This window comes from Duganella rhizosphaerae (assembly GCF_040364205.1).
GTDB lineage: Bacteria > Pseudomonadota > Gammaproteobacteria > Burkholderiales > Burkholderiaceae_D > Rugamonas > Rugamonas rhizosphaerae.
This window is the reverse complement of sequence record NZ_BPWK01000001.1, coordinates 362082-374174: the sequence shown is the minus strand read 5'-3', so window position 1 is coordinate 374174 and position 12093 is coordinate 362082. Positions and strand designations below refer to the sequence as shown.

The 12093-nt window shown below is 64.6% G+C and carries 12 protein-coding genes; 1 reads left to right on the top strand and 11 read right to left on the bottom strand.

Annotation, left to right across the window (positions count from 1 at the left end; genetic code table 11):
- From RUGAMON1_RS01665 to flhD, 11 genes are all read right to left on the bottom strand, one after another.
- Complete coding sequence (locus RUGAMON1_RS01665; protein ID WP_445228863.1) at window positions 1–870, bottom strand: CheR family methyltransferase; 870 nt, start codon at window positions 868–870, stop codon at window positions 1–3.
- Between the two features lie 72 nt (window positions 871–942).
- Window positions 943–2664: a methyl-accepting chemotaxis protein gene (locus RUGAMON1_RS01660; protein WP_445228862.1), complete on the bottom strand. Its 1722-nt coding sequence runs from the start codon at window positions 2662–2664 to the stop codon at window positions 943–945.
- Window positions 2665–2788: 124 nt separating this feature from the next.
- Window positions 2789–3277: a chemotaxis protein CheW gene (locus RUGAMON1_RS01655; RefSeq protein ID WP_445228861.1), complete on the bottom strand. Its 489-nt coding sequence runs from the start codon at window positions 3275–3277 to the stop codon at window positions 2789–2791.
- A gap of 19 nt (window positions 3278–3296) precedes the next feature.
- A complete protein-coding gene (cheA, locus tag RUGAMON1_RS01650; RefSeq protein ID WP_445228860.1) occupies window positions 3297–5498 on the bottom strand; it encodes a chemotaxis protein CheA in 2202 nt (733 codons plus the stop codon).
- Between the two features lie 45 nt (window positions 5499–5543).
- The gene (locus RUGAMON1_RS01645) at window positions 5544–5909 is read right to left on the bottom strand and encodes a response regulator (RefSeq protein WP_026334355.1); all 366 of its coding nucleotides are present in this window, start codon (window positions 5907–5909) and stop codon (window positions 5544–5546) included.
- A 65-nt stretch (window positions 5910–5974) separates the two neighbouring features.
- Entirely contained in the window at window positions 5975–6523 is a 549-nt protein-coding gene (locus tag RUGAMON1_RS01640; protein ID WP_116988165.1) for a chemotaxis protein, read from the bottom strand.
- Between the two features lie 45 nt (window positions 6524–6568).
- Window positions 6569–7516, bottom strand: coding sequence for a flagellar motor protein MotB (motB, locus tag RUGAMON1_RS01635; RefSeq protein ID WP_445228859.1), 948 nt, complete (start codon window positions 7514–7516; stop codon window positions 6569–6571).
- Window positions 7517–7561: 45 nt separating this feature from the next.
- Window positions 7562–8422 carry a flagellar motor stator protein MotA gene (gene motA / locus RUGAMON1_RS01630; RefSeq protein ID WP_445228858.1) on the bottom strand — a complete coding sequence of 287 codons (861 nt, stop codon included), beginning with the start codon at window positions 8420–8422 and terminating at the stop codon, window positions 7562–7564.
- A 130-nt stretch (window positions 8423–8552) separates the two neighbouring features.
- Window positions 8553–9350: a class I SAM-dependent methyltransferase gene (locus RUGAMON1_RS01625; RefSeq protein ID WP_445228857.1), complete on the bottom strand. Its 798-nt coding sequence runs from the start codon at window positions 9348–9350 to the stop codon at window positions 8553–8555.
- The gene (flhC, locus tag RUGAMON1_RS01620; protein WP_332854820.1) at window positions 9347–9892 is read right to left on the bottom strand and encodes a flagellar transcriptional regulator FlhC; all 546 of its coding nucleotides are present in this window, start codon (window positions 9890–9892) and stop codon (window positions 9347–9349) included. Before flhC ends, RUGAMON1_RS01625 begins: the two co-directional genes overlap by 4 nt.
- Window positions 9893–9913: 21 nt before the next feature.
- The gene (gene flhD, locus RUGAMON1_RS01615; RefSeq protein WP_020702278.1) at window positions 9914–10231 is read right to left on the bottom strand and encodes a flagellar transcriptional regulator FlhD; all 318 of its coding nucleotides are present in this window, start codon (window positions 10229–10231) and stop codon (window positions 9914–9916) included.
- A gap of 600 nt (window positions 10232–10831) precedes the next feature.
- On the opposite strand from flhD, the gene kynU reads away from it, so the two are divergent.
- Entirely contained in the window at window positions 10832–12088 is a 1257-nt protein-coding gene (gene kynU, locus RUGAMON1_RS01610; protein ID WP_445228856.1) for a kynureninase, read from the top strand.
- The last annotated feature ends 5 nt before the right edge of the window (window positions 12089–12093 follow it).

Here is a 12093-nt window from a genome sequence, read left to right as displayed (position 1 = left end):
TCATGTGCGTTGCGTTGCTTTGAGGGCAGCGCCACGGTGTTGTTCGTCCAGCTCATACACCGTCTTGCCGCGTAGTTTGAGCGACTCCGACACGTAGAGGAAATTCTCCGAATGGCCCGCGAACAGCAAGGCGTCCGGTTTCATCAGCGGGACAAAGCGGGACAGTATTTTACGCTGGGTGGCTTTGTCGAAGTAAATCATGACGTTGCGGCAAAAGATCACGTCGAACTGGCCGCTCAGCGGCCAGCTGTCGGCCAGCAGGTTGAGCGGCTTGAAGGTGATCATGTTGCGCAGCTCGGGCCGCACGCGGGCCATGCCCTCGCGGTCGCCCTTGCCCTTGAGGAAAAAGCGGCGCGAGCGCTCGGGCGACATCTTGTCCAGCCGGTCCATGGTGTAGACGCCGTTGGCGGCCGTGGCCAGCACATTGGTGTCGATGTCGGTGGCGATGATGTGGCAGTTGGGCGTGAGCGTGTTGAACGCCTCGCACACGGTCATGGCGATCGAGTACGGCTCTTCGCCGGTCGAGCTGGCCGAGCACCAGATGGTGATGGGCTCGCGCTTGTGCTTGACGTGTTCGGCCAGCAGCGGAAAGTGGTGCGCCTCGCGGAAGAACGAGGTCAGGTTGGTGGTCAGCGCGTTGGTGAACGACTCCCATTCCTCGCCCAGGCGGCCGGCCTCGAGGTCGTCGAGGTACTTGCCGAACGAGCCGATGCCGGTGGCGCGCAAACGCCGCGCCAGGCGGCTGTACACCATCTCCTGCTTGCTGTCGGCCAGCGAGATGCCGGCCCGTTTGTAGATCAGGCCGCGGACGCGTTCGAAGTCCTTGGCGTTGAAATCAAACTCTTTGACGGTGTCTTTGGTTTGCGGCATGTTCTGTATTCCTTCATTTAAAGCTAACAATGCCTGCGACGGCGCCGCGGGCGCCGCCTTGCTGCGGACTGCTTAAAACTCTTCCCACTCCTCGCCGGCGGACGGCGCGGCGCTGGCCAGCTTCTTGGGCGCGGCCGGCTTGGCGGCGGCCACCGCCGGACGCGCAGGGGCGGCCGGACGGGCGCTCACCGCCGGCGCCGGACGCGGCGCCGGGGCGGCCGCGCGGGCGGCCGGACGGCGGGTGTCGTCCTGGTTCAGCTTGAAGATGCTGACCGCCTGCGCCAGCAGCTCGGCCTGTTCCTGCATGCTCTCGGCGGCCGCGGCCGCCTCTTCCACCAGCGCGGCGTTCTGCTGGGTCATCTCGTCCATCTGGGTGATGGCCTGGTTGACTTCCTCGATGCCGTTGCTCTGCTCCTGGGTGGCGGCGGTGATCTCGCCCATGATGTCGGCCACCTGGCGGATCGACGTGACGATCAGGTCCATGGTCTGGCCGGCCTCGTCGACCAGCTTGCTGCCGGCGTCGACCTTGTTGACCGAGTCGCCGATCAGTTCCTTGATTTCCTTGGCGGCGCCGGCCGAGCGCTGCGCCAGGTTGCGCACCTCGGAGGCGACCACCGCGAAGCCGCGGCCCTGCTCGCCGGCGCGCGCCGCCTCGACGGCGGCGTTCAGCGCCAGGATGTTGGTCTGGAAGGCGATGCCGTCGATGACGCCGATGATGTCGACGATCTTGCTGGAGCTGGCCTTGATCGAGCCCATGGTCTCGACCACCTGCGACACCACGGTGCCGCCCTTTTCCGCCACCGACGAGGCGGTCACGGCCAGCTGGTTGGCCTGGCGGGCGTTGTCGGCGTTCTGCTTGACGGTGGAGGTCAGCTCCTCCATCGACGAGGCGGTCTCCTCCAGCGAGCTGGCCTGCGACTCGGTGCGCGCCGACAGGTCGGCGTTGCCGGAGGCGATTTCCTGCGAGGCCGTCGAGATCAGCTCGGTGCCGTTGCGGACGTCGCCGACGGTCTTGGCCAGGCTGTCGTTCATGTCCTTGAGCGCCTGCAGCAGCTCGCTGGTCTCGTCCTTGCCTTCGACGAACACCTGCGAGGTCAGCTCGCCGGCCGCGACCTTCTGCGCCACCTCGACCGCGCCCGACAGCGGCACGGTGATCGAACGGGTGATGACGGCCGCGCACAGGATGCCCAGCGCCACGGCGACCGCGCCGAGCACGAACAACACCATCATCAGGCTGCGGTCGGCGGTGACGGAACCATCCATCACGTCCTTGGCGTTGGCCTGCTGCATGTCGACCAGCTTGTTAATCAGGGTCAGGGTCTGCTGGTTGAGCGGATCGATGCGGCCGGAAATCACCTTGGCCGCGCCTTCGCTGTTGAACGCCAGCACCTGGCCGATGGCTTCCTTGAAGGCTTTGTCGACGTCGGCGTCCAGCGCGGCGATGTCGGCCAGCGCCTTCTTCTCGGCGTCGTTCAGGCCGAGCGCCTTGAGGTCGGCCAGCGCCTTGTCGTAGCGGGCGCGCTGGTCCTTGACCTTCTGCTCTTCCTTCTGCATCAGGCTGACGTCCGATTGCAGGCCGATGTTGCGCATGGCGATGCCGGTCTCGAGCATCGAGCTCTTCATCGCGCCGGCCTGCAGGTTCTTGGCGGTCGACAGCTCCAGGCCCTTGGTCAGCTTGCTCTTGTTGCTGTAGTTCAGGTAATTGGTCATCAGGACCATCGCCACCAGGATCAGCAGAATGCTGCCGAAGCCGATGCGCAGCCGTGCGCCAATTTTGAAGTCGCGTAAATTCATGGTGTTTTCTCCCCTATGCTGTCTGTTCTATTGTCCGCCGGGTACTGCCTGCGGACCCCGTTATCGTGTAGTTGTAGGCGCGCACTCTGTTGGGCGCTGCCGTGCTCCGGTGCCGCGGCGTTGCTTAGGCCGCGATCTGTTCCATCAAGCCCATCTCGGCGCTCGACATCAGCTTGTCGATGTTCACCAGGATCAGCATACGCTCATCAATGGTGCCCAGTCCAATCATGTAGTCGGAACTGAAGGCGGTGCCCATCTCCGGCGCCGGCTTGACCTGCTCGGGCGTGAGCGTGGTCACGTCCGACACCGAGTCGACCACCATGCCGACGATGCGGCCGCCGATGTTGAGGATGATGACCACGGTGAACTGGTCGTACACCGGCTCGCCGAGATTGAACTTGATGCGCATGTCGACCACCGGGATGATGATGCCGCGCAGGTTGATCACGCCCTTGATGAAGGCGGGGGCGTTGGCGATCCGGGTCACCGTTTCGTAACCGCGGATTTCCTGCACCTTGAGGATGTCGATGCCGTATTCCTCCGACCCCAGCGTGAAGGCCAGGTATTCGTGGCCGGCGATCTCGTTGGCCCCGCTGGTTAGTACGTCTGCCATGATGGTTTCCTTGGTGGGATTAGCTAAAAATCTGTTCGTCAGCGAGCTGACGGGATGAGCGTATCAGGGCGGCGACGTCGAGGATCAGCGACACGCCGCCGTCGCCCAGGATGGTGGCGCCGGAGATGCCGGCCACCTTGCGGTAATTCGATTCCAGGTTCTTGACCACCACCTGCTGCTGGCCGACCAGGTCGTCGATGAACAGGCCGGCCTTGCGGCCGTCGGTCTCGATGATGACCACGATGCCCTGGCAGGGGTCGGTGAAGCGCGGGGCGATGCCGAACATCTGGTACAGCGGCACCAGCGGCAGGTATTCGCCGCGCACCTTGATGACCCGGCCCTTGCCGGAGATTTCCTTGACGTCTTCCGGCGCCGGCTGCAGCGATTCGATGACAAAGCCCAGCGGCAGGATGTAGACCTCCTCGCCGACCCGGATCGACATGCCGTCCAGGATCGCCAGCGTCAGCGGCAGCGAGATCGAGATGGTGGTGCCGAAGCCCTTGGCCGAGCGGATGTCGACCACCCCGCCCATCGCCGTGATATTCCTCTTGACGACGTCCATGCCGACGCCGCGGCCGGAGACGTCGGTCACCTGCTCGGCGGTCGAGAAGCCGGGCGCGAAGATCAGTTGCCAGACCTCGGCGTCGCTCATGTTCTCGTGCAGCGGCAGGCCGTTCTGCTCGGCCTTGGCGAGGATGCGCTCCCGGTTCAGGCCGCCGCCGTCGTCGGACACTTCGATGATGATGTTGCCGCCCTGGTGGGAGGCCGACAGGAACAATCGGCCGGCGTCGCTCTTGCCGCCGGCGCGGCGCACCTCAGGCATCTCGATGCCGTGGTCGATCGAGTTGCGCACCAGGTGGGTCAGCGGGTCGACGATGCGCTCGATCAGCCCCTTGTCCAGTTCGGTCGCGGCGCCGTTGGTGATGAAGTCGACCTTCTTGCCCAGCTTGGCCGCGAGGTCGCGCACCATGCGCGGGAAGCGCGAGAACACGAAGTCCATCGGCATCATGCGGATCGACATCACCGCTTCCTGCAGGTCGCGGGTGTTGCGGGTCAGCTGGCTGACGCTGTTCAATAAGCGCTCGTGCACCATCGGGTCGAGCGTGTCGACGCGCTGCTCGATCATCGCCTGCGTGATGACCAGCTCGCCCACCAGGTTGATCAGCTGGTCGACCTTTTCGATCGACACGCGGATCGACGACGATTCGGCGCCGGGGCCAGCCCCGCCGCCGCCCTTCTCTTCCTTCTTAGCGGCTTTCTTTTCCTCTTCGGCGGCCTGCTGCTGCGCGGCCGGCGCCTCGATGACGATGCCGGCGGCGGCGCGGATCTGCTCGACCGGCTGGAAGAAGCCATAGCCCTGCGCGTCCTCGCTGCCGGCCTGGGCGGCCGCGCGGATCTCGTCGAGCGGCTGGAAGAAGCCGTAGCCGTCCGTCCCGCCGGCGGCGGCCGGGTGCAGCTCGGCCTCGTCGAAGAAGCCGTAGCCCAAGTCCTTCTCGACCTTGGAGCGCTCGGCGTTTTCCAGCTTGGCCTGCTTGGCGTCCAGCGCCGGCAGTTCGGTCACCACCATGTCGTCCGGGTTCAGCACGAAGGAGCAGATGGCGATGATGTCGTCCAGGCTCTCGTGGGTGGTGACCACCATGGCGTTGCGGTCGCGGTCGAGCGGCGTGATCGCCACATGGCCCATCAGGCCCAGCTCGGCGCCCAGCGCGGTCACTTCGCGGTGCACCATGGCCGGCAGTTCCAGCCGGTAGCGCCGTCCGCCGCTGTGGTCGACCGCCCTGGTCTCGGCCGCGTGGAACGACGGCGCCACGGCGGCCATGGCCGCCAGCGGCACGTCCTGCGCCAGCGACTGCAGCATCATGCGCACGTCGCCGACCGCATCCTGGTCGACCGTGCTGCCGTGGCGGTGGCCGTCGAGCTGCATCTTGAGGATGTCCTTGGCCGCCAGGAAGGCGTCCACATGCTCCGAGGTCAGCGCCATCTCGCCCTTGCGCACGCGGTCGAGCAGGGTCTCGAGGATGTGGGTGACCTCGGTCATGTCGGTCACGCCGAACGTGGAGGCGCCGCCCTTGACGGAATGGGCGGTGCGGAAGATCGCGTTGAGGTCTTCGGCGTCCGGCTGCGCGACGTCGACCGCCAGCAGCAGGCGCTCCATTTCAGCCAGCAGCTCCTCGGCCTCATCGAAAAAGACCTGGAAGAACTGGCTTATATCGATGGTCATGGGGATACTCCGTAAGTTTCGCTCAGCTTCATTGCATGCGCCTTATCAGCCGATGACCTTCTTCACTACCTCGATGAGCCGCTGGGGATCGAAAGGCTTGACCAGCCAGCCGTTGGCGCCGGCGGCGCGGCCCTTGGCTTTCATCTCGTCGGACGATTCGGTGGTCAGCATCAGGATGGGGGTCTTCTGGTAGGTCGGCAGTTCGCGCAGCAGCTTGATCAGCTGCAAGCCGTCCATGCGCGGCATGTTCTGGTCGGTCAGCACCAGGTCGACGCTTTGCAGCTTGGCTTTTTCCAGCCCGTCCTGGCCGTCCACCGCTTCCACCACCAGGTAGCCGGCCGCCTTCAGGCTGAAGGCCACCATCTGGCGCAGGGAACTGGAATCATCAACTGCAAGTATTGTCTTGGCCATCTTTGCTCTCACTCATTAAATGCGGGACACGGGCCCCGTTTGTATCAATCGGCAGGTTGCGGCGTTCAGAATAATTCGATGTCGCCGCTCTCCAGGTGTTGTTGGCTGACGGCCTTGCGCAGCACGCTGCGCAGCTCCAGGCTCTGGATCGCCAGCGCCATGCTGACCTTGCCCAGCAGCGCGACGATTTCCTCGTTGTCGCTCTCGGGCAGCATCTCGGCGCCGTGCGCGCCCAGCGTGCCGAGGAATTCGCGCAGGCCGGTGACCCGCTTCAGGGTGCGGTCGAGCAGCTGGCTGGTCATGTCCTGGAATTGCAGGCTGGTGATGGCGGCGTTGACATAGCCGCCCACCTGGCCCTGCAGCGCTTCGAGCTGGCTGCGCTGCTCGGGCGTGGCGGTGCCGCCCTCGAGCAGCAGCTGGATGGTGGCTTGCTCGGCCTCGACCGCCTGATGGATGGCCATGAAGTTGAAGGACAGCTTTTCGATCGCCTCCTCCAGCAGCAGGCCGGTCTGGATCAGATCGGTCTCGACTTCGGTCAAATGCTTGCGCCCGTGGTCAGACACGCCCGACAGCAGGCGTTTTACATGTGAGCCCAGGATTTTTTTTCTCGTCATAACAGTCTCGTTGTTCCGCTGGTCTTCCCTGCTTGGTACACCCGCCTATTTGCGCACCGGCGGGCCGGCCGGCGCCGGCGCAGCCGCCGCGGCGGCCGCCTCCGCTTCGGCGCCGACGTCCAGCTGGCGGGCGCCGTCGCGCATCACGTTTTCCTCGGTGCGCTTGTTCATCACGATGATGCTGATGCGGCGGTTGATCGGGTTGAACGGGTCGGCCTTGTCCAGGTGCGCGGCCGAGGCCAGCCCGACCACCCGCAGCACCTTGCTGTCGGCCATGCCGCCGGCGATCAGCTCGCGCCGCGAGGCGTTGGCGCGGTCGGCCGACAGTTCCCAGTTGCTGTAGCCGGCGTCGCTCAGGTAGGGCGTCGAGTCGGTGTGGCCGGACAGGCCGATCCGGTTGGGCACGTCGTTCAGCACGAAACCGATCTCGTGCAGGATGTCGCGCGTGTACGGTTGCAGCTCGGCCTTGGCCAGCGCGAACATCGGGCGGTTCTGCTCGTCGACGATCTGGATCCGCAAGCCTTCGCTGGTGATGTCGAGCAGCAGCTGCTCCTTGTACTTCTTCAGCAGCGGGTTGGCCTCGATCTTGGCCTCGATCTTTTCCTTGAGCGCCTTCAGGCGCTGGTTTTCCTCGGCCTCCAGCGCGGCCTTGGCGGCGGTCAGGTTGAAGGTTTTCTTGATCACCGGGTCGTCGCTGGCCTTGACCTGGCCGTCGCGCCGGGTCAGGTCCTTGCCGCCGCCGGGAATCACCGAGGAGCTGTCGCCGCTGCCCGAGCCGCCCTGCAGCGCCACCTTGAGCGGCGTCTTGAAGTATTCGGAGATGCCGTTGAGGTCGCCCTTGGTGGTCGAGCCGAGCAGCCACATCAGCAGGAAGAAGGCCATCATCGCCGTCACGAAGTCGGCGTACGCGATCTTCCAGGCGCCGCCATGGTGGCCGCCGCCGCCCTTCTTGATGCGCTTGACGATAATCGGCCGCAAGCCTTCTTCAGCCATGGCGATTCCTTATGGTTGCGCGGGCGCCGCCTGTCATGCGCGCGCTCACTTGGCCTTCGATTTCTTGATGTGGTCTTCCAGCTCGGCAAAGCTGGGGCGCTCGGTCGAGTACAAGACCTTGCGGCCGAACTCCACCGCCAGCGCCGGCGCGTAGCCGTTCAGGCTGGCCAGCAAGGTGACCTTGACGCACTGGTACATCTTGGTCGACTCGTCGAGTTTTTGTTCCAGCAGGCTGGCCAGCGGACCGACGAAGCCGTAGGCCAGCAGGATGCCGAGGAAGGTGCCGACCAGCGCGTGCGCGATCAGGATGCCCAGCTCGGCCGGCGGCAAGCCCACCGACTCCATCGTATGCACCACGCCCATCACCGCCGCCACGATGCCGAAGGCCGGCATGCCGTCGCCCAGCTTGGCCAGCGCGTGCGCCGGCACCGCGTGTTCGTGGTGGTGGGTCTCGATCTCGTTGTCCATCAGGTTCTCGATCTGGAACGCATCCATATTGCCCGACACCATCAGGCGCAGATAATCGGTCATGAATTCGACGATGTGATGATCCTGCAGCACGCTGGGGTACTTGCTGAACAGCGGGCTCTGCTCCGGGCTGTCGATGTCGCCTTCGATCGACATCAAGCCTTCCTTGCGCACCTTGGAGAGCACGTCGAACAGCAGCGACATCAGCTCCATGTACAAGTCCTTGGTGTAGCGCGAGCCCTTGAACAGGGTCGGCACCGCGGCCAGCGTGGCCTTGATCGCCTTGGCGTTGTTGCCGACCAGGAAGGCGCCCAGCGCGCCGCCGCCGATCATCAGCAATTCCAGCGGCTGCAACAGCGCGGCCAGATGCCCGCCGTTCAGGGCGAAGCCACCGAACACGCCGACGCAGACCACTACATATCCAATTATGACTAACAAGCGCCCTGACTCCCCGGTATGAAATCGGCCGGCGGCAAGCTAACAATCGCCCGATTTCAATAAATTTACATGTAGAACTACAATAGCGTGACTAGGGGGGAGCGGGCAAGAGAATAACGCGAAATGATGCTTAAAAGTACCATATGTAGAGGGCATCCTCAGCCTCTGTGGCGCGGATGGTCCGGTCGGGCGCACGGGCGTCGATAGCGAATTCGTAGCTGGCCAGCATGGCGCCGGGCCGCATCTCGGCCGCCGCCTTGCGCCACAGGCCGGCCATCGCGGCCGGCGACAGGTAGGCGAACACCAGGTCGTAGCGGCCGAAGTCGAGCCGTTCGTAGTCGCCCAGCGTAAAGCGGGCGCGGCTGCCGCTGGCGGCGGCGCGCAGCCGGCTCGCCAGCCACGGCAGCGGCGCCAGCTCGATGCCGCTGCACTCGGCGTCCGGCCGCTGGCGCGCCAGGTACAGCACCAGCCCGCCCAGGCCGCTGCCGATGTCGATCACGCGCAGCGGCCGGCCGTCGGCCGCCGGCGGCGGCAGGATTTGACGTACCGCATCCCACACCGCCGGGTTGGACGGGTAATACGGCACTTGCGTACGAAAAGTCGACCAATACCAGCCCAGCAGCACCAGGAACACGGCCAGGAACAGCCACGGCGGCAGCTGCAGCGCCTGCGCGGCCAGCAAGGCGGACGGGAACAGCAGCTGGATCGCGCGCCACCACACGGCCAGGCCCAGCCTCCAGGTCAGGCCGGCCGCCAGCAGGCCCTGCACCACGGCCACGCTCCAATAGCCGACCGGTAAACGGCAACTGGCCATCAGATAAATGATGGCCAGCGTCAGCGGCGCGGCGCCGCATTGGATCAGCAGCGCCCGCACGGCGGGCGCGCGGGCGATGCGCTTCAGGTAGGGGTCGGGGCCGGGCCGGCTCACGCGGCCAGGGCGTCGGCGTCGCGCGCCTTCTTGGTCTTGCCGGCGCGCGAAGGCATGTGGCACAGGCCGCAGACATAGCTGCCGTTCAGGTCCATGCAGTTGACCACGAACTTGCCCTGGCACTTGCCGCACGGCGCCAGTTCCAGCATCTTGCCGCTGAAGAAGCGCACCAGCGTCCAGGCGCGCGTCAGCGACAGCAGCGGCTCCTCGCCCGCCTCCGGCGGCATTTGCTCCAGGTACAGCTTGTAGGCTTTCATGACCGCCTCGATGCCGGTGGCGCCGGCGTGCTCGGTCAGGAAACGATGAATATTGATGAACAGCGAGGAGTGGATGTTCGGCTGCCAGGTCAGGAACCAGTCGGTGGAGAACGGCAGCATGCCCTTCGGCGGCGACACCCCCTTCAGCTCCTTGTACAGCTTGAGCAGGCGCTCGCGCGACAGCGACACTTCGGACTCCAGCAGCTGCAGGCGCGCGCCCAGCTGGATCAGTTCGATGGCCAGCTGGATTTCCTGGGCTTCCGTCACTACGCTTTTCTTGGACATGATCCGGCTCCGGCTGGGTGATCAGGCGATTTCTTCGACGGCCTGGCCGGCCATCAGGATGGCGGCGTGCGACTGGGCCAGCACGCGGTCTTTATTGTAGTTGGTCAGCATCGACAGGATGGCGCTGTCGTCGAAGCGGAAGCGGGCCAGCATCATGTTGCCGCCTGCCAGTTTCAGGATTTGCGCGTTGCTCATGCCTTCGATCAGCTCGGCGATGTCGGCGGCGATGCCAAGGCGGAAGATCGCGGTGACTTTGTCGGCGCGTATCATCTGCTGGGCCAACATCAGGTAGCTCAGGTTGGCGTCGCGAATTTCAGCCATCATATCGTTAGCGGTCATTTCCATCTCCTAGTCCGTTATCTGCACTGCGGAACACAATTGCGTTTCCAGTGAGATACATTCTGCGGGAGCAACAAAAATACGAGTAGAGGAGGTTCTCCGTATTTTCCGTCCGGAAATAGCGGACACGACCCGTCGGTGTTTGTCTGACAAACACTCGCAGATCGCTCATCCACGCCCTTGCGGCGCAGGCTTTGTAAGGTCCAAGATCTTCAAAAAAGTCCTGTCATGAAACGAAAAATAGTGCAGTTCAGCGACTCTTTTTTGCTACATCTAACCCAGTTACGGCAGCAATTCCAGGAACTTTAGGGTTCCGGTGAAAATAATTTGAATTATTTTCGACTTCAACTTGCTACCCGATGGCGCTTTTCCGCTCATCATGAAACTGGTAACGGCAGCGTTTGCGGGAACTTTAGGGTTTTTTTGAAAAAATCGAAAATAATTTAAAAAAAGCCGTAAAGCCAGCAAACATGCGGGTTTGCGGCCACCCCGCCCGCCTGGGGTCTGACCCCGTACGGGGTCAGACCCCGGTTTTTCGGGTTACACTGGCAACTTATTGAAGCCTAAAGCATTCCACCACCCTTGCAAGAAAGTTACATAATGACAACTCGCAACGACTGCCTGGGCCGCGACGCGCAAGATCCGCTCGCCGCCCTGCGCGACCAGTTCGACCTGCCCCCCAATGTGATTTATCTGGATGGCAACTCTTTAGGCGCCCGCCCCAAGGCCGCGCTGGCCCGCGCCCAGCAGGTGATCGCCCAGGAATGGGGCCATGATTTGATCCGCAGCTGGAACAGCGCCGGCTGGTTCGACCTGCCCAAGCGGCTCGGCAACCGCCTGGCGCCGCTGATCGGCGGCGCCGACGACGAAGTGGTGGTCACCGACACCACCTCGGTCAACCTGTTCAAGGCGCTGGCCGCCGCGCTGCACATGCAGGCCGCCGACCCGTCCCCGGCCACGGCCGGGCGCCGCGTGATCGTCACCGAACGCTCCAACTTCCCCACCGATATCTATATGGCCCAGGGCCTGAGCGGCTGGCTGGAACGCGGCTACACCGTCAAGCTGGTCGACAGCGTGGAAGAACTGCCGGCCGCCATCGGCGCCGACACCGCCGTCGTCATGCTCACCCACGTCAACTACCGCACCGGCTACCAGCACGACATGCGCGCCACCAGCGCCCTCGCCCACGCCGCCGGCGCGCTGGTCGTCTGGGATCTGGCGCATTCGGCCGGCGCGGTGCCGGTCGACCTCAACGCCGACGGCGCCGACCTGGCCGTGGGCTGCACTTATAAATACCTGAACGGCGGCCCCGGCTCGCCGGCCTTCATCTGGGTGCCGCGCAAGCACCAGGCGCGCTTCCGCCAGCCGCTGTCGGGCTGGTGGGGCCACGCCGCGCCGTTCGCCATGGCGCCCGACTTCGCCCCCACCGACGGCATCGGCCGCGCGCTGTGCGGCACCCAGCCGGTGGTGTCGCTGGCCATGGTCGAGTGCGGCCTGGACGTGTTCGGCCAGACCACCATGACCGCCATCCGCGCCAAGTCGCTGGCCCTGACCGACCTGTTCATCGAGCTGGTCGAGCAGCGCTGCGCCGCTCACCCGCTGGGTCTGGTTACGCCGCGCGAGCATGCGCGCCGCGGCAGCCAGGTCAGCTTCACCCATCCGCACGGCTATGCGGTGATGTCGGCGCTGATCGCGCGCGGCGTCATCGGCGACTATCGCGAACCGGCCATCATGCGCTTCGGCTTCACGCCGCTGTACACCAGCTATGCCGATGTCTGGGACGCGGTGGACATCCTGCGCGACATCCTGGACCGCAAGGACTACAACGTCGACGCCAAGCGCGACGCCGTGACCTGAATGCG

Excerpts from the sequence above, each read along its gene's own strand:
- RUGAMON1_RS01665 (WP_445228863.1), bottom strand. The coding sequence starts at position 870 with ATGCCGCAAACCAAAGACACCGTCAAAGAGTTTGATTTCAACGCCAAG.
- RUGAMON1_RS01660 (WP_445228862.1), bottom strand. The coding sequence starts at position 2,664 with ATGAATTTACGCGACTTCAAAATTGGCGCACGGCTGCGCATCGGCTTC.
- RUGAMON1_RS01655 (WP_445228861.1), bottom strand. The coding sequence starts at position 3,277 with ATGGCAGACGTACTAACCAGCGGGGCCAACGAGATCGCCGGCCACGAA.
- cheA (WP_445228860.1), bottom strand. The coding sequence starts at position 5,498 with ATGACCATCGATATAAGCCAGTTCTTCCAGGTCTTTTTCGATGAGGCC.
- RUGAMON1_RS01645 (WP_026334355.1), bottom strand. The coding sequence starts at position 5,909 with ATGGCCAAGACAATACTTGCAGTTGATGATTCCAGTTCCCTGCGCCAG.
- RUGAMON1_RS01640 (WP_116988165.1), bottom strand. The coding sequence starts at position 6,523 with ATGACGAGAAAAAAAATCCTGGGCTCACATGTAAAACGCCTGCTGTCG.
- motB (WP_445228859.1), bottom strand. The coding sequence starts at position 7,516 with ATGGCTGAAGAAGGCTTGCGGCCGATTATCGTCAAGCGCATCAAGAAG.
- flhC (WP_332854820.1), bottom strand. The coding sequence starts at position 9,892 with ATGTCCAAGAAAAGCGTAGTGACGGAAGCCCAGGAAATCCAGCTGGCC.
- flhD (WP_020702278.1), bottom strand. The coding sequence starts at position 10,231 with ATGACCGCTAACGATATGATGGCTGAAATTCGCGACGCCAACCTGAGC.
- kynU (WP_445228856.1), top strand. The coding sequence starts at position 10,832 with ATGACAACTCGCAACGACTGCCTGGGCCGCGACGCGCAAGATCCGCTC.